At 46.9% G+C, this 22971-nt stretch carries 16 protein-coding genes and 1 pseudogene; 7 read left to right on the forward strand and 10 right to left on the reverse strand.

Translation table 11 applies throughout. The features are described from left to right. Positions 1-126 precede the first annotated feature (126 nt). On the reverse strand, positions 127-369 hold the full coding sequence (locus ACO6UX_RS00225; RefSeq protein WP_422443766.1) for a hypothetical protein: 243 nt from the start codon (positions 367-369) through the stop codon (positions 127-129). A gap of 206 nt (positions 370-575) precedes the next feature. Here ACO6UX_RS00225 and ACO6UX_RS00230 point away from each other — a divergent pair, with 206 nt between their 5' ends. Continuing rightward, a complete protein-coding gene (locus ACO6UX_RS00230) occupies positions 576-896 on the forward strand; it encodes an HPr family phosphocarrier protein (RefSeq protein WP_422443768.1) in 321 nt (106 codons plus the stop codon). Here ACO6UX_RS00230 and ACO6UX_RS00235 read toward each other — a convergent pair whose 3' ends face one another. Together ACO6UX_RS00235 and ACO6UX_RS00240 are read right to left on the reverse strand one after the other, a co-directional pair. Continuing rightward, positions 897-1778, reverse strand: a complete 882-nt coding sequence (locus ACO6UX_RS00235; RefSeq protein ID WP_422443770.1) for a hypothetical protein — start codon at positions 1776-1778, stop codon at positions 897-899. Between the two features lie 126 nt (positions 1779-1904). Beyond that, positions 1905-2758, reverse strand: a pseudogene (locus ACO6UX_RS00240) (transposase). A 221-nt stretch (positions 2759-2979) separates the two neighbouring features. Between ACO6UX_RS00240 and ACO6UX_RS00245 the strand changes: the two are divergent. Continuing rightward, entirely contained in the window at positions 2980-4161 is a 1182-nt protein-coding gene (locus ACO6UX_RS00245; RefSeq protein ID WP_422443772.1) for a hypothetical protein, read from the forward strand. A gap of 78 nt (positions 4162-4239) precedes the next feature. On the opposite strand, the gene ACO6UX_RS00250 is transcribed toward ACO6UX_RS00245, so the two are convergent. The 3 genes from ACO6UX_RS00250 to ACO6UX_RS00260 all read right to left on the reverse strand — a co-directional run bounded on the left by ACO6UX_RS00250 (position 4240) and on the right by ACO6UX_RS00260 (position 7304). Beyond that, positions 4240-5238, reverse strand: coding sequence for a dihydroorotate dehydrogenase-like protein (locus ACO6UX_RS00250; RefSeq protein WP_422443774.1), 999 nt, complete (start codon positions 5236-5238; stop codon positions 4240-4242). A gap of 105 nt (positions 5239-5343) precedes the next feature. Continuing rightward, positions 5344-7068 carry a thiamine pyrophosphate-dependent enzyme gene (locus tag ACO6UX_RS00255; RefSeq protein WP_422443776.1) on the reverse strand — a complete coding sequence of 575 codons (1725 nt, stop codon included), beginning with the start codon at positions 7066-7068 and terminating at the stop codon, positions 5344-5346. A gap of 14 nt (positions 7069-7082) precedes the next feature. Then, positions 7083-7304: a 2-oxoacid:acceptor oxidoreductase family protein gene (locus ACO6UX_RS00260; protein ID WP_422443778.1), complete on the reverse strand. Its 222-nt coding sequence runs from the start codon at positions 7302-7304 to the stop codon at positions 7083-7085. An 878-nt stretch (positions 7305-8182) separates the two neighbouring features. Between ACO6UX_RS00260 and ACO6UX_RS00265 the strand changes: the two genes are divergently transcribed. Beyond that, positions 8183-8578, forward strand: coding sequence for a hypothetical protein (locus ACO6UX_RS00265; RefSeq protein ID WP_422443780.1), 396 nt, complete (start codon positions 8183-8185; stop codon positions 8576-8578). 34 nt (positions 8579-8612) lie between these two features. Here the strand turns inward: ACO6UX_RS00265 and ACO6UX_RS00270 are convergent, their stop codons facing one another. The 3 genes from ACO6UX_RS00270 to ACO6UX_RS00280 form a co-directional block, all read right to left on the reverse strand. Next, the gene (locus ACO6UX_RS00270; RefSeq protein WP_422443782.1) at positions 8613-11111 is read right to left on the reverse strand and encodes a DUF4116 domain-containing protein; all 2499 of its coding nucleotides are present in this window, start codon (positions 11109-11111) and stop codon (positions 8613-8615) included. Between the two features lie 74 nt (positions 11112-11185). Beyond that, positions 11186-12712 carry a PEP/pyruvate-binding domain-containing protein gene (locus ACO6UX_RS00275; RefSeq protein ID WP_422443784.1) on the reverse strand — a complete coding sequence of 509 codons (1527 nt, stop codon included), beginning with the start codon at positions 12710-12712 and terminating at the stop codon, positions 11186-11188. Between the two features lie 179 nt (positions 12713-12891). Next, positions 12892-13254: a hypothetical protein gene (locus ACO6UX_RS00280; protein ID WP_422443786.1), complete on the reverse strand. Its 363-nt coding sequence runs from the start codon at positions 13252-13254 to the stop codon at positions 12892-12894. 348 nt (positions 13255-13602) lie between these two features. On the opposite strand from ACO6UX_RS00280, the gene ACO6UX_RS00285 reads away from it, so the two are divergent. From ACO6UX_RS00285 to ACO6UX_RS00300, 4 genes are all read left to right on the forward strand, one after another. After that, entirely contained in the window at positions 13603-16134 is a 2532-nt protein-coding gene (locus tag ACO6UX_RS00285; protein WP_422443788.1) for a hypothetical protein, read from the forward strand. Between the two features lie 80 nt (positions 16135-16214). Beyond that, the gene (locus ACO6UX_RS00290; RefSeq protein ID WP_422443790.1) at positions 16215-19268 is read left to right on the forward strand and encodes a hypothetical protein; all 3054 of its coding nucleotides are present in this window, start codon (positions 16215-16217) and stop codon (positions 19266-19268) included. A gap of 257 nt (positions 19269-19525) precedes the next feature. After that, positions 19526-19849: a hypothetical protein gene (locus ACO6UX_RS00295; protein ID WP_422443792.1), complete on the forward strand. Its 324-nt coding sequence runs from the start codon at positions 19526-19528 to the stop codon at positions 19847-19849. A gap of 424 nt (positions 19850-20273) precedes the next feature. Next, positions 20274-20855: a coiled-coil domain-containing protein gene (locus ACO6UX_RS00300; RefSeq protein ID WP_146000082.1), complete on the forward strand. Its 582-nt coding sequence runs from the start codon at positions 20274-20276 to the stop codon at positions 20853-20855. A 223-nt stretch (positions 20856-21078) separates the two neighbouring features. Here the strand turns inward: ACO6UX_RS00300 and ACO6UX_RS00305 are convergent, their stop codons facing one another. Further along, a complete protein-coding gene (locus tag ACO6UX_RS00305; protein WP_422443794.1) occupies positions 21079-22944 on the reverse strand; it encodes a hypothetical protein in 1866 nt (621 codons plus the stop codon). Between the last annotated feature and the right edge of the window lie 27 nt (positions 22945-22971).

A 22971-nucleotide genomic window follows, 5' to 3' on the forward strand; every position in this document is an offset into this window, starting at 1 on the left:
TGCTGCACTTATTACGGGGCAATTCCTTCAAGGACACTACTCTCAGTTAACGACGATGGTAGAGACCTCCATGTCGGGAGCATTCATCACAGGCAGAGTCCTGTGGAAGCCATCGCTATGTGTCTGTTACTTCTGCAGGTGGTTCACAATGATGGCAAGAGTGTCTTCTATCTTGTCAAAGCGTTCACGGGTTTCATGGCGCAACCTCCCAACATCTTGCTGAAGTGAGCTGACATCTTGCTGAAGCGATTCAATAGCTTGTTCATGTTTAGCGCTGTGCAGGAACAGTCTTTGAATGCCGTCTTGTGTATTCCTGATACTGATTTCCATGCGTTCCATAGGATCATCACTATGTCTGTTATGAGCCATATGTCCACCTGTTGTTATTGGAATAAATAGCGTAGCAGATGGTTTTGAGCTTGCCACACAACACTCAGTTTTTACTACCAGCATATTCATCAAAAATGACAGGGATCATTAACATGGAAACTCTTTTGTGGGAGGATTAAGCAGCCAACCCTCTCGATAGCTCCATTGGGTCAAACTCACTCAAGCTGATATTTTTGCCGGAAACCATGCAAACTGCGCACATCATAGTAACTAATGAAAACGGCCTGCACACTCGCCCTGGCGCTGTATTTGTCAAAGCGTGCCAAGGGTTTGCCAGTACGGTCACCGTTGATAACAAGGGACATAAGGCCGATGCCAAAAGCCTGATGAAGCTCATGTCTGCCGGTATCACCAAAAACGACATGATCACTTTGACCATTGAAGGGAGCGATGAAGCAGCGGCAATGGAACAACTGAAAGTCATTATCGAAAGCCTGATTGGCGAAGGAAAGACCAGCGATTGTCGCTATCTATCCATGCCACCATGCCATGAAGCGCCCGGTTGATCATCTTAACCTGATCTGCTCTATCTGGTTTTGAAAATCCCTCAATATATCTTCAATCTGTTTGTAAAGGGCGATATGCGCCTTTTCCAAATCGTCAATTTGCCTGTCAATACCCTTTAACCCTTGATGATCTTTCCTGGTGACTTTTGCATAGGTCTCTTCATACATTTTTGCGGAGTGATAATATTCATCACTTTTCATATCCAATAATTCCTGAGCCAACTCACCCTCCTCGAGCTCAACAATAACTGCAGGAACCTCAGGCTGCTCTTCCAGGTGACTCAGCTTTTTTTCCATCAGCTTGTCAGCAAAAGAGCTGAAGCTTACTCTTAATTTTTTATCTGGAGATCCAGAAGAATCGTCGGGAACGTGCGATGAAACAAGATGCCCTTCCACCATAAGCCCAGAACCATGAGGCATACTCATATCCTGCGCTTTCCTGAGAAAAGAAAATTCATTGCCCGCCTGGGGCATTACAATCACAAAATGCCCTTGGTCACAGGCCCCAATGATATCAACACTATTTCTGGTGAACCTGGGTTCAGGCAGCGTTTTCCTGACGGCGGGAATCAGGTTTTTTACCTCATAGTACAGCCTTTTTGAGTGTTCAGGATCTGTCAGATTAAGGGTAAGAGTGAAGGCATAGTGCAAATCGTTGCCCTTCATTCCGAAATGTACAGAGTCTCTCTTAATACTGTTAGCTTCCAATGTTCCGAACCGAATGGGTGCACTGTACTCTTCACCAACAACAACGTTAAAGATCCTGTTTTTTAAAAAGCAATCATCTGATTTATTTTCATCGTTTGGCGCAGCAGCCAAACAATTAACATCCAACAGTACACAGCTCATTATGAATATGGGAAACAGAGTCTTCCAGATCATAAACTACAACCTATTGAGCATTGAGATCTGATCAGTATATGTTATATCCAGCATTTAGCCTGTGGATTATCTGCCTATTTTAATTTTTTAAACAACAGATAAACAAAAGGCTTAATAAAGGCCTCGTCAGTAAAATCTGTGGGTCATTTCCGGTTCCGGTAACTTGCCAAGCGTATGATATAACGCGATTTCCGCACATCTGTAGGTTCTGAAACCGTATGATTTTCTCGTAGTGAGTTTTATCCTGGTGTTCAGACCCTCAACGATACCGCTGGAATACGCCTTTTTCGCCTTGAACCAGTTCAGGATAAGTGGCTTGTGTCGTCGAACAGTTTTAGCAGCTTTCTTCATTGGTTCTATCTTTGATCGCATCACCCTTGTACACCACCGGTCCAGGTATTTTCCTGCCCAGTGTGGTGAGATGTAGTCCCAGAACACTTGGAACTCATCTCTGAGAAGATAGGCTCTGACACTTTTCAGGTTGTACTGAAGCACTGTGTTCAGCTTGATCTCTTCTTTCTCGGTCAGGTTCTCTTTTCGCTTGAGCCGACACCAACGTGTCTTTTTCAGCACCGGTTCATCCATCTGCCTGAAGCTGTTTGTGTTCCGTGGCCCTGACTTCATCAATGGCCATTCAGCATGGCAACGATATGAAAGCGATCCAGAATATGTTCCTTCTTGCCTTCAGCCCATGGAACCTGTTCAACCTTTACGCCGCATGTCTTGCATTCAACCCTACGCATTTTGTAGAGGAGAAAAACCCTGATTCCCCAGAGAGGGACAAACTCGAAGCGACGTTCAGTAAGACGGTCATAGCCCGGAGCTGGTTGCTGACATCCTGAGCAAATAGCATGGCCGTTCTTGCTTGGGACCACGATGACATTGAATACTTCAGAGCCTTGATAGAGACCGAGTTTTACATCCTGATAAACAAATGACTTGAGTTTATGAACTTTATTGAGGATAGTTTTTATCAGCATCAGCGGCGTTTCTTCTTGTTTTTGTCTGCAAATAAAGACATACCTGAAATCAGCCGCTGGTGCTTTTTTCTTCAAATTTTTTGATTTCTACCCACAGTTATCCCTGAAGAGCCTGTTTTTATGTTTGGTTGAAATAAACAAATGGTGAATGAGTAGTGAAAGGGAGGAACTTTTATAAGAAAGCGTGGTCTTAAGCTGCAATCCAATGATTCGATAATTCAATGGATAAACCAACTTCTTCTCAATTAAGTCCAGCCCCTAATGGCCCTTCTAATATTCAAGGCACGCCTTTAGCTGAATCTGGTGCAACAGGTCAGGCTTTTTCCCGGTTGGTTACTGAAGTTCGACAACCTGTAACTAACCATGACATGACTGACCAATCTACAAGTTCAGATAATCAAGTATATTTAAATCCTAAAAAAAAATGGTTGGAAGATTTCGCTGTACAAAATCAAACTAACTACAAAGAATCACCTGCAATTGCAGTAGCTATACCACTGGAAAATTATCAGGTTGCAGAATATGACCCTGAAAATAATACTTTTTTGATATACTCCTTCACAAAGGGTATTCAATCAACCTCACAAAACTCGACAGATGTTGATACCAAACTTAATCCACCTATTCAAATTCCTAATCAAGAGGACATTGGTAATTTTTCTAAATCTACATCGCCGATTGCGATTATTACCCCACAATTGAAAAGTGAATATCTTCAACAGTATACATCGCCTGCAACTCAAGCCGAAGAAGCTATTGATGAAAGTTCTTCACAAATTGAATGCCAAAGGGAGCTTCGCAAAGCTCCCACTTACGCCGAGCGCAGAAGGGAGCGCCAAAGGCAACGCCAAAGGGAGCGCTACCAGGCAGACCCCGCTTACGCTGAGCGTGAAAGGGAGCGAAAAAGGAAGTGCCAAAGGAAGCGCTACCGGACAGATCCCGTTTACGTCGAGCGCCAAAAGGAGCGCCAAAAGGAGCGCCAAAGGAAGCTTCGCAAAGATCCCGTTTACGTCGAGCGCCAAAGGGAGCTCCAAAGGGAGCGCAAAAGGGAGCGCTACCAGACAGATCCCGCTTATGCCGAGCGCCAAAGGGCGCTCCAAAGGGACCGCCAAAGGAAGCTTCGCAAAGATCCCGCTTACGTCGAGCGCCAAAGGGAGCGCCAAAGGGAACTTCGCAAAGATCCCGCTTACACCCAGCGCGAAAGGGAGCGCAAAAAGCAGTATCGTCAGTCAGCCAATTCAGCTAAAAACTCAGTTAATTTACCACCGACTTCTAAATCAGCTGAAACGACCCCGAGTTCCAGTAAAAATTTTTTAAACAACAAAAGGCTTAATAAAGAAAGGAACCACAAAGGCTCAAGATTTTTTCTGAGCTTGCCTGAGCAATGTCAGGCAACTCAATAGAGGCACCCTTTTGCCTTCGTGGTTCAGAGCTTATAAACCTATTGCAACACCATCGAAGCATGGGAACGAAGCAACAGGTCAGTGCTTCCTCGCTCCATCCACGGTACAAATGTAGTTGGCCCGTTCAAAGGCTTCCGGGTTGGCCACAGAGCGCTGGCTCATCAGCCCGCGCATGTCATTCAGCCCGACAAAATCCCGCTGTTTCAGCCACACTTCCAGGCCTTTTAACAGCACGGACACATAGTCCGCGCCATTGCGGATCAGTGCAGAAGCCAGCATCACCGTATCCGCACCACCGAGCAAATATTTGATAATGTCTTCATGGTCATAGGCCCCTGATGTGGCCGCCAGAGAGGCATGGATCTTGCCGTGCAGCACACTGATCCAGCGCAGTGGAATGCCGATCTCACCGGCTTTACTGATTGGCCAGTTGGTTTCAACTTGCATATTGTTGAGATTAAAGTCCGGCTGCAGCATCCGGTTGAACATCACCAGGGCATCAACGCCCATCTCATCAAACTGTCTGGCCATATTGCCGAAGGCACTGAAGAATGGATCAATTTTCAGGGCAATCGGAATGGTGACACTGTTTTTTACACTTCTTACGACGTCCAGATAGACGTCCTCAACCTGACGTCCGGTAATTTCCAGCGAGGGTGGATTGTAATAAATATGCAGCTCGATACCATCCGCTCCAGCCTGCTCAATCTGTCGGGCATAATCCATCCAACCACCCTCCGAGCAACCATTCAGGCTTGCAATCACCGGGATACCCACGGCTGCCTTAACTTTATGAATGGTGTCCAGATATGCCTGCGAACCACGTTCCAGGGTCAGGCCGGCAGGCAGAAAAGAGGTGGCCTCCGGAAACAGGTCATCTCTGGACAGGGCAATCCGTTCTTCCTCTTCCTGCTCCCGGCGAATCTGCTCTTCAAACAGGGAAGGCAGAACCACAGCTGCGATACCGGCCTTTTCCAGACGCTGGATACTTTTCAATGTAGACGTCAATGGACTGGCTGCCGCTATTAACGGATTTTTAAGGCTTAACCCCATATAGTTGGTGGTCAAATCCATCATCTTTACTCCTCAATCACCACAGAGACATCAGAGTGCTATTTCTGCACCCTGGGCCTCGTTCCCGGGGGAACGATGGATTAACTCTGTGTCTCTGTGGTCACTTTATTAATGAACAGCCGACGCCTTCTCAGGGACAAAGTCCATGGCATTGTGTGTTGCCATTTCCTCATAGACGCCCCACTTCCGGTTGATCACTTTCTGGGCCTCGTCAAGAATCGCCTCCGCTTCATCCGGACAGGCAATATTCAGGGCCCGGTAGCGAACTTCACCACGGATATACTCCGTCAGAGGCACACTGGGTCTGAGCGAGTCCAGTTCAAACGGGTTCTCATGGTGCTCTGTACGACCAGGGTTGTACCGGAACAGAGGCCAATGGCCGGAACGCACAGCCAGTCGCTGCTGCTCCATACCGTGGGTCATGTTAATGCCATGGGCAATACAGTGCGAATAGGCGATCACCAGTGAAGGTCCGGGCCAGGCTTCAGCCTCACGAATGGCCTGCAGTGTCTGCTGCGGGCTGGCCCCCATGGCAATCCGGGCCACATAAACATTGCCATAGGCAATGGCCTGCAGCACAACATCTTTTTTGGCGGACCGTTTACCTGCCACCGCAAATTTTGCCACCGCACCCATCGGCGTGGATTTTGACGCCTGGCCGCCGGTATTGGAATAGACTTCGGTGTCCATGACCAGCACATTGACGTTACGGCCACTGGCCAGCACATGATCAAGGCCGCCAGAGCCAATGTCGTAAGCCCAGCCGTCACCGCCAACAATCCAGACGACACGTTTCAACAAACGGTCCAGCACAACCTTGAGGCTTTGTGCTGCTGGTGTTTCTACCTGTGCAAGTTTTTCCTGCACCTGCTGCAGTCGCTCTCGCTGATTTTGTACATCAGCGTCATTCAACTGAGGTGCATGGATGATGGCATCCACAAGATCAGCACCCAGCAGTTCCCGGAAAGCCTCCAGCTCCAGCATCGCCTGCTCCGCCTGATGGTCACTGGACAGACGGAAGCCAAAGCCAAACTCGGCATTGTCTTCAAAAAGCGAGTTGGCCCAGGCAGGTCCACGCCCTTCAGCATTTTTTGACCATGGCGTGGTTGGCAGGTTACCACCATAAATGGAAGAGCAACCGGTGGCATTGGCCACCAGCAGACGATCACCAAACAGCTGGGTCAGCAGTTTCAGGTAGAGCGTTTCACCGCAGCCACCACAGGCACCGGAGAACTCAAATAAAGGTTCAAGGAACTGGATACCCCGCACGGTGGAGAAATCCACCTGACGGCGATCATTTACAGGCAACTGCTCAAAAAACGACAGATTCTGTTTTTCCTGCGCCAGTACCGGCTCCTTGTCCATCATATTGATGGCGCGATCACCACTCTTTTTGGGATTACGAACCGGGCACGCTGCCACACAGAGACCACAACCGGTGCAATCCTCCGGGTAGCACTGCAGGGTGTAGCGGGTTTCCGGGAACCCACGAGCGCTGATGGCTGCTGACTTAAACTCCTCCGGTGCATTCACCAGGCTGGCCTGATGGTAGAACTTCGCACGGATAGCCGCATGAGGGCAGACCATACTGCAGTTGCCGCACTGGATACAGGCCTCTTCATCCCAGACCGGAATCTGCAGGGCAATATTGCGTTTTTCCCAGCGGGTTGTGCCGCTTGGCCAGGTACCATCCACGGGTATCTGACTGACCGGGATCAGGTCACCCTGTCCACTAATCATACGACTGATGACTTCTTTAACAAAGTCAGGTGCCTGCTCAGAAACTACCGGCTTCTCTACAAACGTTTCACCGGGTAAATCGGCATGCGCCATATCTGAAGGGATTTCTACGGCGTAGAGATGTTCCAGAGTCTGATCACCGCCCGGAAGTTTCGCTCAACAACATCTGTACCTTTGCGTCGGTAGGTCTTGTCAATCGCCTGCTTGATACGGGCAATGGCCTCATCCCTGGGCAGAACACCGGACAGGGCAAAGAAGCAGGTCTGCATTATGGTATTGGTTCGGTTGCCCATACCAGAGCATTTCTGCACAGCAATGATCAAGGTCATGGGAAGCGCTGATTACCTCAATTTCAAAACACTAATTCAGCCTTCCGGCTTCTTAATGCGTCCAGTTTCGATAAGTTGGTCAAAAATCTCTCCTTCATCAAATAGCCCTGCTACTCTCGTGAGAGTCAGAAATTTCAACCTCAGTTTCTCGCAATCCCTACTACGGTGGCCATTTTTGGACCACCTCCCGGAATTGCAAACGCTGAAACATGTTATTTCCAGCAGGAGTAATCACCATGTTGACAAACTCGTTGCAAACCCCATCACAGCCCTGCCCACAAAGCCCTGGCACCGACGACGACACCAGGGATACATTCAACAGCCAGATAATTTCCTTTCATGGCAGGAACGCCGAAAGGCAGGCTTGCCCTGCCAACTCCGGGACATTTATTTGTGCTGGTAACGGAAACAGTCCTCTGCCCGGTAATCGGCTGTGCTCCTTTGTCCTCACAGCGATTCAGGCCAGTGGCAACCTGATGCACAATGCCGCAGAATTTGCCGCAGGACAGGTGATGGGTTCCGATGACATTGACTGGCTATGTCCAGAATTAAAACAGAGCCTGGTGGCTTTGGCGGCATTATCCACTCTAGTGCAGACGGCCGGGGCGGCCCAAGTGTTAAGGAAATGCAGACCAGATCACCATTTTGGTTGTGATCTTCGATTCTGTTTTCCGTGTGGGTATCGTTATAATTGTCGTCCCTTAGCGATCCGATGCAATGGCAGAAAAGAATGTCCACCATATAACATAGATGAAAGAGGATGCACTCAACGAACTTGCGAAGACTTGGGGCGCAGGTATCTGTGTGGCAACTCAACATGCAGTAACACCCCATGCTCAACCACTCCCCCTAAGACTAATGAGCCAACATTATCTTCCATGAATACCAGCTTTACCCCATCTTCCGTCCAGATTTTTGAACCCCCGACATCGTTCTTTAATCAGACAACCAACTCAACCAAAACATCCCCTTTACGGACAAACGACACCAGCTCGCCCACCTCTGGCAATACGCCCGAAACAGTCTCTGCGGTGGTTATTGGCGCGATCATTATTCTAGGTGCCTTGACCGCACTCTATTGTGTTAGCAGCTATCAAAGTTACCGGGTACTGAGGCGCAACGATGACGAGTCATCAACTTGCCAGCTGATTGGCAGGGCGCTTGCCAATCCAATGTACTTTCATACACATCAACAGCAAGCTACCGACAGACGGGCTGATGATGAACTGCTGGACCCCCCGAACCGGAGTAATCCGGAGAGTTTTCCAGTTTGATCGGGCAAGGGTTTTATTCGGGTTACTACTGAAGCTACACCATCCCATGCTCCTTACGTATCCGCTCAGAAGCATATTTGATAACTTTCGGATCAATATCCATCGCCATTTTAAAAAAAGCTGTGTCATCTTTCAGGGTTTCAGAGAGAGCTTGAGACATGTAATAAGATTCACCACATTTTACCAACCCAAGCATTATTGTCGGGTCATCACCGTAAGGCTGCCAATATAAAAACGAAAGGTAACGCATGTTTAAATCCAATACTTGTAACATGGCATTTCTGAGTATTTTTTTGCCACTCATGGCCTGAACCATGTTGAAAAATAGTTCTTGGCTGGCGTTAGCCGCGGCCCTGAGCACTTCAGGATCATCCCAGAACTTCTCATCGGCATGCTGTAATGCCTCCGGGGTGTGGGTAGCAGCATTCAAAACAACCTCTTTGTCCTGCTTTAGTTCACTGGGCAAATATTCAAGCAACAGTCCATTTAATTTGACCAGTGGTAACATCAGTTGCTTATCACTCAGCCAATCCGTTTTTGCTTTGACCAGGGGAATCATCACTTGCGGACGCAAAATAAGCAGAAGCTTGATGCATTCCTGATTATGGGTGAAATCATCATCAGAAAGTTCAGGCAACTCATGGCTAGACTCAGGCACGCGGGTGGCAGCAAACCTGATGAGTTTGCTTTGTGGCCCCTCACCCAAAAGAGTACACAATAGATTTTGCAGTTCCTTGCATGAATCGTTGGAACCGATGTCAAAAAGTACGGACTTTAAAATCCACTGACTATCGACTTTATCCAGACTATCTATATGAAACTTAATCCCGGCAAAGTTATCAAAAGATGGCATGCCAGGCGTTGGTCTGTAAAAACGTATATCTTCATTATTACTGTTATTTAACAGGTTTATTGCCATGAGCAATTGATCCCGCAGCCGGTTTATAGAGGGCACCCTGTTAATTTCACAGACGATTTCTCCAATTGATTCATTAATTGCAATATTGCAGCTTTGCCCGGGATGGGAGCTTGCCACTGCATTCATCAGTAACGCCAGCTTAAAAAAACGCTTGCATTTCCCATCCAACCCTTCAGGTTTCGTGCATCCTAGCCACCTGGAGTTGAAGTCATCAATCATCCTGACCTTCAGGGTTCTACCTTTGCCACCGGGTCCATCCTCCATTACCTCAATGACGCCTTTGTGATAATTAATTTGGGTATTGATAATGCACACACCGTCCATATTCAACACAGTATTGTCCAAGCCAAATCCCTCAAGAGCTGCTGCACATTCATCTGTGAATATGTCAACGCTGTTCGGTGACGGGAAATTAACCATGGTCAACTTTTTGGTTTTTTTAATTGTTTCTCCCTGCCCGGAAGCTACGGCAATATCACCGAGCATATCCACGAACCATTGGTGAATCAGAAAGACGATATCGTGAATGGAATCCACTTCATCCGCTTGCCTTGGCAAACTCAGCTGCAGCAACGAATCCCGTAATGCCACGCAGTCCATTCGCCACTGACGGAAACAGACCGGGTCAGGCAGCAGTTCCTGCGCGGTAGTCAGCCCAGCGGTTACTGCTACCAGTTGTGTTGCCACACGTTGCTGTATTTGGTTAACCCGACCTTTCAATACCTCCAGGCGGTCCAGGGCAGTAGTGATTTTATCGGTGGCATCTTCACCTTTTGCGCCGGTGAGCAGATATTGTTCATAACCGAGCAACAACGCGTCAGTATCTGCCAGTAAATGGGCAATCTCTTCTTCCAGCTTCAGCAATACCTCTGCCCGCTGGGGCGACATGCTTAACAGCAGATTATTATCCGGTGACAGACACTGGTTCAATAGACGATCACGGCTGAAATAGTGGAGTAACAGGCCATTTAACCGGTTCAACTCCCGGAATTGCTCATCAACCCTCATTGGACTGTGCTCTGCAGGCTGCCATTGGTCGGTATAGGCGATAGCGGTACTGAAATCACCGCTGACTGCCGGCAACATACTCTCTGCAAACTGTTCATACTGGCTGCCGGCCAGTAAAAAAGCACCGGGCTGTTGGTCAAACTGGCCACAAACCAGAGTCACTTGCTGTCCCTCAAGACCTTCACCCGCTGCCTCATCAGTACCGGTAATAACACAGGGTTTACCGGCCTGGAGCAGGGTAATGGCCACATGGTCGCCACTGCCTCCCTGCTGGAAAACAAAGCCACCTGCCTTAGCCAGAACCTCCGGTGCCAGCATCCACAGTTCACAGTGTGGTGCCATAATAATGGCCCCCTGGGGGATGTGACGGCTGAACTCACCGGGCTGTAATCGGATCAACGGCCCCTGGCACAGCCCTTCACTCACCAGCCTGCCAGAACAGATAAATTCCGTAGGCCTGGCGGCGGAAAATTGCCTGCCCCCGCAAAGGCGTGTCATTGGGCGAACCTGAAGGATGACCACTTCGCCCTGGTGGTTAATGGCAAACTCAACGTCCACCGGACAACCGAGCAGGTTTTCCAGCTGTTCAATATAGTTATAACCCACTTTCACCACCAAAATAGCGTAATCATTTGATTTTGAAGCATATATTCTATTCGAATATATGGTTGGCACGATATTTAATCGTTTAAAATCAAAATGTTACCAAGGGGTGGTGAAGGTCGGTTATAAAGCTGCCTAACTGAAGACTCTGGCAGTGTTTGCGACTGCCCGTCAGCAATGGGCACCAGTTTTTCTGCAGCACTGTTGTTGCCCTGCGGGTCAAGTACAAACGTACTGGTAACATTGCCTGCCGTGTAAACAGGGGTGATGTTATGGCCACGGGATATGGTGTATCGGTGCGGGGTAATACCAAATTGACCGGCAACCGCCCCTTTGGGTTGTCCGGGCACAAACTCAATTTGTACTCTGTTATCTTTAAAGCCGGTATAGCTCATTGCCACACCGCCAAACCGGCAGTCCACACAGTGTTGCATGACCAGGGCCATCGGGGCGGGCATGGTCGAGGCGCAAACCTCCGGGCGATAACCGGAAGCCAGCACCTTCAGGCAGGTGCGAACAATATCATCCTCACCGTGCACCAGTGATTCGTACTTGCCGGCCTGGGCGTCACCGTAGCCATCCTCTCTGGCACCGGAGCTGCGTACGATGATTTTCTGATCCGGCTGACCCTGGCACAGCTCTTCAAAGAGTTGGTTTATGGCCCTGGCAGTCGGGTGATCCTTAACCAGCTGATAAAAGGTTTCCCCGGCGATAAACGCCGATAATGCCGCCAGTTGTTGCTCGCGGAGTTGTTGATCAGCGGTGGCATTAACCCGCGTTTTCAGCTCATGCAAGCTGGTGGTACTGCCGGAACAGAGTGACTGAATACCCGGTATTGCCCGGGCCACAGTGGCAACACTGACAGGCAGGTTTTCCAAAGCCTGTGTCTGTGCAATCTCCAGACAACGGAAGTCAGGTACCGGAATACCGTGTTCCTGCATATGTTTCAGGAACATGCCTTTGCCACCGTACCTCGCCCGGTAACCAGGCTCAGGTAGGCTTTGCCTGCCCACGACACTTTCCGCCCGAGCGGCAGAAGCATTATCGGTAGTGTTGGTATCAGGCTGTGCAGAAACATTGTGTTGGCTCTCAGTACCTGCCGAGCTGCTTTCAGGACTGTTCTGAACAGCGGGCTGCACAAATGCATCCTCATTTCCCGGGTTATGGGAATTGGTTACCAAATGCTCTGGCTGTGATTTTACTGGAACAATATTCGGTGGTTGAATTCGATGGCTGAGTAAAAACCGGTCTTCTTTGGGTACAGGGGCAACCGGTTCAGGGGATGAAAACCGGTTTGTTTCCTGAGTAGTGGCCGGTGTCTTGGTGTCATCCGGGGCTGCAGGCCCGGGTGTTGCAGTCTGAACCTGCAAGTTGCCCGGTGGCCCATAAGTCACCGTCCTGCTGTCAATTTTTTTGAAAAGAGCCGTTGTCAGCCCGGAATCAGGATAAGTGTTGATGTAAATCCGGGCTGCGGCGACTGAGATGGTTCTGGATTTGCCGGAAAAGCAGAAGACAGCGAACAGGGCTTTACCCAATCCAGCAGTTTTGTAGTTGTACTGAATATTTTCCAGCCAGCTCAGCTGGACGGAGGTAGACGGGATCATATTAAAATCCTTTTAATTAATTAGTTTTTTTGTTTTGACCAGTCAGACCAGAATTAGTTCAATTTTACCGACCTCCCGGAATATCTACCCAAGAGTCTGAAGGAGGCTGTCGGACTTAAGACTGTCCGGGGGATCGAGTCCAAAAGCATTTCCACGCTCGGTCAGTCGGTAATGGTTATCTACAACATGTTTTCTAACTTCAAAAGCAACTGATACTGGGAAAAATTCACAAAAAAATCCTGTTGATGTTGAGTCGCGGTATTGTCTTGCTGGCTTAAAAAGTGGGGCAGGTAGTTGTCTAATACATTTTCAAATAACCCAACTTCTCGATCACTCAGTGATTTATAGGCATCTACAGCAGCAACTGCTGGAATATCCGCCTTGTTATACTTGAAATGCAAAATGGCATCGAGAATATCTTTTCCTGCATTTGAAACTTTAAACTTTGAAAGGATACCTTTCTGATTGACTGCTATCGCTGTTCCCCGATCAGCACAGTGACCAGAACCTGAAAAGCTACCCGTTTCTGATAAACGATTCATCAGATTTACACCCGCTGAGGCTTTTCGTCAGGATAGCTTTTCAGTTCACCCTTATCGATTTAATTCCCAACGAGAGCGAAAACACTCATTGCTTTATCGTTGCGCTTTTTGAAGGGTGTTTAAGTTGTTAACCAAATCAGGGAACTTAATTGTGTACGTTCAATCGAATCCCTGAGAAAGAACGGTAGATCGAATCGAAATTGCTTACTGGTACTATCTGTCTAAGTCGGAGCCTGTATGAATCCTGCGGAATTATTTACTTGTTCAAACCAAAATCCTGACCAGATTGTTGACGATTTCATCACATCCCAAGGCTCCTTTAATGGCAGCTCCATAAGCAATGCTGACATGGCCTCAAGACAATTAATCCCGCCAGATAATACAGCGGCTCAACAGACCTCCAGCCTCAATCAATACGACAGTATCTCAAGTACCTTCGGCATTCCTTACCTTTCCGGTCTGTTATTAAAAGCGGGAAAGACGGCCACATCAGAACATGCTGACCCGGTTGACCGCAGCCGTGCCAGATCTAAAATCGAGCAATTACTGCAAACTATCCAGGGCACAATCAACGGAACCCTGAAGCCGGGCTCAAGAGCGCCGATTGCTGATACCCCGGTTTGGTTAACACCCGTGGTAATGACCGGGGGTTTTATCACCGGGCAGCTGGCAGCCGGAGGGCCACTGAGTCACTATGAAATAGAGCTGGCCAGTCAGTTAGGACTATCAGTAACCAGCAATCTACCCGATGATCTTGCAAACATCAGGTCAGCACTTAACCAGATCTGGTTTACTGAACCGTATTCCTGCCACCTCGAGACCATGCTTCTAAACGGCAAATACCGTGTAAACACCCCCGAAGAAGGGGTTATGTTAATTCTGATGGCGCTTCACCGGTCAGGACACGATGACGAGGCTGAACAACTGATTGAAACCATTTCCCCATATCTGGGAAGGGTCAGGTTTTTCCCGGAGTCGGCCGAACAGCCCCTGCCATTAAACACGGACGAGGCCATGAGAAGCGTGGCAGATGTACTGACTCAACTGGACAACCGCTTTGGCCCTGCCCCTGAACACAAATCCAATAACCGGCTGCGGCTGGATCAAAATGCCCTGGTATTTGATCAGTGGCTGCCACTGAAGGATCGGCTTGTGGCACTGATTCAGGGCACAGTAAAAGGGGATTTACCTTATTACAACACTGAAGGGGAGCTGTGCGGCGGCATGCCTCTGGCCAGGGTCACAACAGAGTGGTTTGAAAAAGCCTCACAGTACCTGGCGGATAGAAAGCAGATAACAGAGCAACACCCCGAATTGATGTATCGTACTACCCGTAAACGTGGCAGTGAGCGGATTCTGCAACGTTCACTGGAAATATTACTGGCGTACCCGCCAGAACATCGGTGCCCCTCCGATATGGAAGGTTTTCAAAAAATCCAGTTCACACTGAGAAAAACCCTGGCAGATATCCATCGCAAGCAGGGATTACCTGACACTGAACGGTATCAGCAAGCACTGAACCAACGCCAGGGCTGGCTTGAACACTATCAAAAGAGATATCACACAGGTCATTCCCTGATCCATCAGCTACAGCCGTTAAAAGACTGTGTTCAGGTAAAACCACAGGACCTGAACATGGACACAGCAGGATTGCCCAAACCGATAAAGAAATTACTGGCAGCAATTCAGTCAAAACCAGTGATTGAGCTGCTTGAACGGGGCGATATCACCTCTGCTGAAGTACTGGCCAGCAAATACCTGAACATCGCCGCCATTGTCAAAAGTGACAGCATACTTGACCCCAGCCTGGCCGCCTTGTTCGCACAAGTGACACAGGCTTTCTTCAAACGACGATCTGTCCTTCTGCTGAATCTTCAACATCAGGTCCGGATGGATGAACTGCCCTGGGTAAAACATTTACAGGCAATCACCCCCTTTGAGCAGGACAAAAGAGTCAAGAACGCAGAAAAGCTTTTAACGGATATGGTGACTCAAGTCTTTACCTATTTTCCCCAGACCATTTTGCCCAATAGATTTATCAAATCCCTGGGTCAAATGATCGAAGAACTTCCAGAACTCTCTTTAGAGCCTCCGCTCACTGAAGAGCTTGCAGCCGATATATTCATGCATAGATTCTCTGATAAATTCCTCATGGCTGCCAAACAGGCAGCCAGCCTGATGCAGGGAACCCTTTATGAAACATATTACGGACTTGATTACAGGAGCATTGCCAACCTTAAAACGCCGGATGCCCTTTATTATCTGTGCAAGCAAAAAAGTGGTGTAACCAAAGAAAGCCGCGGGTGGAGGGATTACGCAACTTTTGAAAATGGCAAGATCATTGAATGGCAACAGATAATCACCACGCATAACCTGGCCACGTTGACTGCATTGACCAATGCTTTAGACTTGCCTGAACTGTTTAGCAGTGAGAGTGGTAAGACATTGAACCACAAGATTGCCCGCTGGATAGTGATCAAATGTGTACGCTATAACCCGGCCAATCCTGATAAGATAAGGTTGCAGGAACATAAAAATATTGCCTACGCTTTTCGTCAGATGATATTTTTTCTGTCTTTTCAACCCCACGATGCTCAATTATCCGTATTGGAAAAATTAAAAGTCATCCCTCAAAATCTGGCACGTAAAATTACTGATCTCTATATTGAAACACCAGAGCTTGTCAGCTTTGATGATATGAATGTTATTGAAATGATGGCAGCGGGTGAACATGATCGCGAACTTTTGAAAAAGAAACAGCGGCTAGACAGACTGAAGAAAAAGAAAGAACAGGTAGACACAATGATTCATTCTCTGGAAATGGTTTTAACTGACCATAAGACACAAGAGTCCTATAAACCATTTGTGGCCTGGTTGTAATAATTATTTAACTATGTCATTTCAGTTAACTTTTAACCAATAAACTTCATAACTCTAACCAACAGAATAAGGAAGTAAACATGGATTCCATTAATTCCCCGGCGACTAAACGTACCATTGATTCTTTTTCTGACGACGAGTCCGCCGGCTCACCTGCCAGCAGAAATGGCAGCAATATCCGCAGAATACCGCCAACCCATGAGCCGATGGATCAGTTGGAGCAAGGGCCGTCTGATCAGAGACTCTCCCTGAATGATTACTCTGTCAATAATTGTGAGGTTGTCAATACCCTGCAAAGAGAGCTAACCCCGACAGCAAAAGCCCCTTCTTATGATTACCCTGAAGCTTCGTTCAAGCGATTCAATCCAGGTGTGAATGGCGCAAGATTGCAACGGGAGATAGGCCTTGCCAGGGATCATATACAGTCCTTTATGGACCAGCACTATCCCGGAAAATTTGCCCTGACCATTCCCGATGACAATGCCATGAAAGTGAGCGCTGAATTTGTTGCCCCTTTTGGCTGGTGGGAAGGCGCTTGCTACAAGGTTGAATTCGATTTCAACAATACTGATAAGCACAATGAAGGGCCATCGGTCAAAGTCCTATTGGCTCCGCCGGTTGCTCATCTGTTTGATGGAGAATTGTGCCTTGCCCAGATCATTCCGCACTCTGCCTGTCCGGATTATTGGAAAGGAGAAGATGCTGCAAAATACAGCAGCTATAATTTTGACCGGGTGCAACAAATGATGAATGTGATGAATTTTCTTATTATGGACACCGACTTCTGGGATGAAGGAACAGGTTACGCACTGAACTATCCAGATCCCAAAACCCTTCATCTACCCATGATTTATTCCAATCAGTTTCATCGGGACAAGATAAAAATGTTTTCAGGGTCCGAAGGGCTTGAACGTCTGAAGCGTCATATTGCAAAGGAGATCGCGTCCGTCAACCAACGGGCCAAAGGTAGCAACAGTTCACTGTCATTCGATGTTGACCCGGAAATGATCTACCAGAAAAAGTTTGACCGTCTGCAATTTTCCCTCATCGAGCCCACAGCGTACGACTTTCCTGCAGCAGGCTCCTATGGCGAAATATTTGAACGGGTAATGATCTACTCCCCCGAGGATGTGTCAGGCTGCGTACCGGTGGAACCCATTGTTATCGAACCCAGTGGCCAATGGGAAGAGCAGTTGTCAGTAAAAAATCAGGTGATGATGAGGCTCGAACGCAATGGAAAAACGTTGATCACTCCACACAAAGCAGACTACTTTTACCCGATACAGCTTGATCCACAAGGAAGGGTCGCCGAATTTCATACTACCCCTAAAAACCGATTTTTCATCACCTATCGTGATGCTAAAGGCAAATTACTATCATATCCTCCCGGATATAATTATTCTGGTACTGAATTGAGAACTGGATCAAAAAAAGTAAAAGTTGAACCGTTCCAAGCCTTCACCTTAAGTGAGTTAAAAGAAGTATTGAGCATGAAGCTTCGTCATATAACAAGTGACTCACATGAGTTAACCGATGTGTATTATGGTCAAAAAAAGATTGAAAACGATGATGATTTGAACGAAGCAATTACCCGTTTAAAACAAGACATCAAAAATAAAAATCGTAACAGGAAACACACAAAAAGACTGGGGGTTATTTTTATTAAAGAACCATCTAAAGAATGGGAATGGTATAATCGCAGGGAGTGGAAAGCATCATTAAAACCGACGAAAACCATCGCTAAAGCCAGTAATCTGGCATTACAGTTCGATCTAACCATTTCTCCGGAGACGCCTGAAACCACCCAGCGTTATCGGGATGGCATGCAGTGGGGAATTAAAGCCAATGCCTGGCTACCGGTTATGGACAAGGAGATGCAAGTTTATGAAAAAATCACGGTTATTAAACAGCTGATTGATTTTGCCCACAAAACATTGAAACTGCCTTACAATAGGGCCGCTCTCACCGCCTGTGATGCCAATAACATCATCATGAAGTCCATGACCATGACCATGGTCGATGCACTGAAAAATGGCGAGGACTGGCTCCCATCTCAATGCTTCCTGGATTTAATGGTGAATGCTATCAATACGCACCACGAAATCGGTGAGTTATATGCCGATAGAAAGTATCGAAACCTGAGGTTAATGGTACATGCATTTTCAGGAACACTGGCTAAGAATAACCTGAAAGACTTTGCATTTTTAATCAACTATCTGGTGTCTGCCTGGAACCAGCTGGACGGTATCAGTAGCCAGGAACGCGATGCATTAAAGCCAAGGCTAATCATTAATGCTTTTATAGAATACCTGGTCAGGGTAATGGAGCGTGAATCCAAAGATCCTGAGAAATATGCAGCACAGGGTTTGGATAATGAAGCGGAACTCACGCTGGAAAAGATCATTAACGCCTCAAAGACTGGCTTCAGTGTGGTTGCCCATCAGCTGACCCTGCTTGTTTTTTTATTATGCCGCCAGGACTCTTTAAGCAAGCTGGCAGAGCCTGAGCGGGAACAGTTACAATCACGAATCAAAGAGGTCCAACGATTTATTTCCAGCAACCAGAAAGACCAGTATGCTCAGCTGATGCAACGACTGCTTCCTGATAAAAACAAATGGATAAAGCCTGTTGACTTTACCTCCAAAGAACATCAGCAAACCATCATCAATACAGTGCTGGAAAAATTTCATCAAAGAACCCGACAGCCAGAACCATCACAAGTCAGTGAGGATTCAGAACTGCCAATGGAAGTGGACAACAATAGAACGATACCGGGTAAGGCATTCGCTGTTCTGGATGAAAAAGAGTATGAACGTCTGGATACGAAATTGAGTGAGCAACTGGAGAGATTTAAATTGCGTAAAAATGTCGAGGTAGAAAAAGAAGGGTTCATAAAGTTTGAGCATAATTGCCATAACTGCGGTGGTCCTTATACGACCAATAAAGAGCTTTATCAAACGAAAAACGAGGTTAAAATGAAACGAGAAAAAGATGGTTTTGTCTACCGTTCTGGAATGCCTGTCCATAAAGAATGCAAAGAGGCAAGGCAGGAAGCCACACGAAATGCCTTTTCTCTAATCATGGCCATGGAAGCAAATTACCCTTATGTCCCCAATGAAAGTACAAAAGATTAACGATCTCCAGAAAAGTACAAAAGATTGTTCGTACCCAGTGATGCTGGACATAAGTAGTTAACCAAATCATTAAAACTGTCCAATAATTTATCAGAGATAAAACATATTACCCAAATAAAAAAAACGTATTTAGCGACTGATAAAACCGGTACTACCTTATAAATTTCAAGGCGGGCAGTTTTTTCCATACCAATGAACGTGAGCTATTGAATTATGCAAAATAAACCAGCAATCTTAACTGGGAGAAAGGTCAAAAGATGAACTCTTCAGATTTACCCGAAAAAGTAAATCGATTAAACCAGGTGTTTGCGAAACAGGCAAACCCTGAGGATGCTGAAACAAAGGAACTGCTTAGCAGTCTCTCGGATGTTATTACCAAAACGGTTGCACACATGAGTGACAATAAAAAGCAACCATTCTCTTTTACTCAGAGTGAAAAAGATATGCTTTGTAACTCAATATTGATTGCTATCCAGAAGACATCAGCAAGGGACCATGCAGAGGTATTTAAACATCTGGCTCCTGAAATAGTTAATAGCATTGAACAGATAATGACGATGCTACCTGCTCCGGAAACTTGAGTATCTTCTACACGCTTTAAAAATTTACTTACTTTATTGTCAAGATCACCCCTCTTCAATCATAAAGTGTGGCAATGCCTGACACCTGTGCATCTGCCACACACTGCTTACCTTCGTTGTTGTCAGATTAACCGCTTCCTGATTATTCAGATTTAATGGCGCATCATGTCCGATTTAATCCAAACCACCATTCCACTATAAACCCCTCTTTTTATTTCTCTCATCAATAAAACCGATGACTCTCTGAAGCTCTGCTATGCTGATCATGCAGTCAGTGCATAGCTTTAGAGCAGCCATCGCCTGAATCCCGGGTTGATAAATAGCACTTTTTTTTCCCATAATTTCTAATATGGGTGCTGCATGGCTGTCTAACTACAAAATGGTTTAACACAAGGCTTTGTAACAACAAAAGACAGGTAGCTGTATGTCGCTAGAAACAAGAGTTGAGATGCTGGAGAAGCAACACCAGTCCCTCTACAACACAATTCATGGACTGGTAAAAGCGATGGCGGATATCAAACACATCGCATTGAAAAACCAGCATGAGATCATTGGCGTCAAAGTCAATATGTCCGGTATTCAGGCAGAGGTTACCAGCGTTAAAGAGGATGTCTCCGAACTGGCCCAGGCCACGCTGTCCGGTTTTGAACGCACCAGTGAGTTAATGACGAATACCCACAAAATTCTGGATGATATCAGTGAGCATCTGGACACCATTAATGGTCGGCTGGATGAAACCAACAAACTGGTTGATGGAACCCATGAGCGTGTTGATGAAACCTATGAGCGATTAAACGAGACCAATGAACGCCTCGGTGAAAACAGCGAACGCCTTGATGAAGCCAATGAACGGCTGGATGAAAACAATGAGCGTCTCAGCAGTACCAATGAGTGGCTTGGTGGCATCAATCAGCGTCTTGAAGGTGTGGAGAGTCAGGTAAAAGAGGTTCGAAAAGATATTCTCACCCTTGGGCAGATGATCAAGCACCGTCTACCAGAGAAGTGATTCTCTTGTGAAACCCCTCCTTGTATAAACGTCTGGCAGGTTTGGTAACGCCTGCCTCGTTCAACATGAGTGCAGCCAATCACTGATATACCCGCAAGACCCCGATCTCCCTTGGGAACAAAGCGACAGGTTAGCCCGGAACTGATAAATACTTTTCCTGAAAATAATGATCGTAATACATGATCAATCTCACCTCCGTTAGCCGCTGCCAATAAGCATCAGATTATACCAGTAGCTCCCTGACTTCAGGTTGATTGACTGGCAAGGTCACTGCACGATCTCTTAATAACGCCTGATGCAACTTCAAAATATCCCGGTACTCAGCGTCTGACTGACCAGAGAGTGCACTGATAAACGGACTGGTGAACACTTTGGACAGCACACTCACGGGACTCCGATGCAAACAGTAATAAGCCACTTTACCCCAGAGCGTTTTCGGCGCAGCATCAATGGATCGACTGAAATTCAACCGGAACCGGTTTAATGGATGGACGGAAATTTGCTGATCATGGGCGTAAGTTTCCAGTCCAAGAAAACAGACTGATCCGGATTCAGGTACAGGTCTACTAATATCCTGCTCATAGGCCATCAACTGCTCTTCTGAACCATCAGTGGGTTTCGATCTTCCGGAAAGATAAGACATCCCACTCAAAATCGTGATCACCAGTTCATTAATGACACTGGCTATCACGATACTCTGAATTTTCCCCGGTTTAACGCCATCGGCAAACAGATGATCGGTCATCAGCTGTACTCCCAGGGTAGCGCCCCTGAAGATAGCTAATCGAAATAGAACAAAAAATAGCCATGCCTTTGTTGGAGACAAGCCTTTGTCAATCAGCCTGGACTGTACGGCAGCGCCCAAACCAAGAACAACGGTATGCGCTAAAAGCAAGTCAGTAAACAGTTTGCGTGGGTTACTTTGTTCAGTACTGCCGGTAGCAAAATACTCTCCCCCGGCAATGGAGGCGGCAACGGTAAGCATTGTTAAAACCTGGCTGCCAAAAAGTTCAATCACCCACATTTTCACACTTAAGCAGCGTTTCTCAGCGGGGTTTTCAATAAATTGACTACTGATTCCCAAGGCATTCTTAGTGCTCTGAAAACCGAAAAAACTGACCAGACTGAGAATGACACCGGCATATTTAAACCTTTCCAATACCGGGTTGTCCGACGGGATTCCGAGAAAACTGGTACTGGGGTAACCCAAGGCTGTCTGTACTGCCGCAGCCACTTCATCCCCTCCCAGAAACAGTCCGGAGCCAATACAGGTAGTGATATAGGCATGCAAAAATGTTCTGAGGTCTGGCTCCGGATTTTTCGAGGCATGGCTCAAGGCACCACCCAAACTTCTGAACAACATTCTGTAGGCTTCCGGCGGGCTGTTCCAATGTTCAAAGTCGTGTTCAAACAGTGCCGCCGGAATCGCGGCTCCATTGGCAAAAACAGCATTGTGTGTACCATAACGACCATCATCATGAATGGCAGGTTCCAGATGGGTCACTGCCGGAATAATAAAGTCGTTTACCTGCAGTGTTGAATCAACCACCTGATAGCTGTCAGGCCGGGAATCGCCTGATGCTGATTTCGCCAGTCGATAATCCATAACCCGCCGCTCCCCGAAATCAAGAAGACAGTGAATATTCTCCGCCTCACACTCCTGATCATCGCTCACCCAAAAACCACTCATCGCCGTTGCATCAGTAACACCTGAACTGTTTTTCACATGAACCATGATGGTTTTATCATCTTTACAGATAAAGCAACCCGGTTTTGGCACATTTAAGGAACAGGTAATCATTAATTCATTGGGGGTACTATTTTGGCCCTTTGATTGAATAATAAAGCTGACTGGACCTTCTTTTAATTTTTCGGCCATGCTTTCAACCTTACTTCCAGACCTCTCTATCATTTCCATCCCGGGCAGAGTATCTTTCTGTCTGAGCTCGACCGCAATTTGATGGGGCAGTTGGTCAGCAAACTGCTGAGGGATGGACTCTACTTCATCGGAAGTATTGATCGGTGTTAATGAAAAATCATTGTGCTGGAACTGAGTTCTCAGACTCAAAGAAGACCCTGATTCAATCATACCAATAACATCTCAATTTATTTTTAA

Origin of the sequence: Endozoicomonas sp. ALB091, assembly GCF_049310265.1 — a bacterium.
Classification (GTDB): domain Bacteria; phylum Pseudomonadota; class Gammaproteobacteria; order Pseudomonadales; family Endozoicomonadaceae; genus Endozoicomonas.

Coding starts and splice junctions, on each gene's coding strand:
- ACO6UX_RS00300 (WP_146000082.1), top strand. CDS start 20,274: ATGTCGCTAGAAACAAGAGTTGAGATGCTGGAGAAGCAACACCAGTCC.
- ACO6UX_RS00280 (WP_422443786.1), bottom strand. CDS start 13,254: ATGAATCGTTTATCAGAAACGGGTAGCTTTTCAGGTTCTGGTCACTGT.
- ACO6UX_RS00295 (WP_422443792.1), top strand. CDS start 19,526: ATGAACTCTTCAGATTTACCCGAAAAAGTAAATCGATTAAACCAGGTG.
- ACO6UX_RS00275 (WP_422443784.1), bottom strand. CDS start 12,712: ATGATCCCGTCTACCTCCGTCCAGCTGAGCTGGCTGGAAAATATTCAG.
- ACO6UX_RS00250 (WP_422443774.1), bottom strand. CDS start 5,238: ATGATGGATTTGACCACCAACTATATGGGGTTAAGCCTTAAAAATCCG.
- ACO6UX_RS00255 (WP_422443776.1), bottom strand. CDS start 7,068: ATGGCGCATGCCGATTTACCCGGTGAAACGTTTGTAGAGAAGCCGGTA.
- ACO6UX_RS00235 (WP_422443770.1), bottom strand. CDS start 1,778: ATGATCTGGAAGACTCTGTTTCCCATATTCATAATGAGCTGTGTACTG.
- ACO6UX_RS00230 (WP_422443768.1), top strand. CDS start 576: ATGCAAACTGCGCACATCATAGTAACTAATGAAAACGGCCTGCACACT.
- ACO6UX_RS00285 (WP_422443788.1), top strand. CDS start 13,603: ATGGCCTCAAGACAATTAATCCCGCCAGATAATACAGCGGCTCAACAG.
- ACO6UX_RS00290 (WP_422443790.1), top strand. CDS start 16,215: ATGGATTCCATTAATTCCCCGGCGACTAAACGTACCATTGATTCTTTT.
- ACO6UX_RS00245 (WP_422443772.1), top strand. CDS start 2,980: ATGGATAAACCAACTTCTTCTCAATTAAGTCCAGCCCCTAATGGCCCT.
- ACO6UX_RS00225 (WP_422443766.1), bottom strand. CDS start 369: ATGGCTCATAACAGACATAGTGATGATCCTATGGAACGCATGGAAATC.
- ACO6UX_RS00305 (WP_422443794.1), bottom strand. CDS start 22,944: ATGATTGAATCAGGGTCTTCTTTGAGTCTGAGAACTCAGTTCCAGCAC.
- ACO6UX_RS00265 (WP_422443780.1), top strand. CDS start 8,183: ATGAATACCAGCTTTACCCCATCTTCCGTCCAGATTTTTGAACCCCCG.
- ACO6UX_RS00260 (WP_422443778.1), bottom strand. CDS start 7,304: ATGACCTTGATCATTGCTGTGCAGAAATGCTCTGGTATGGGCAACCGA.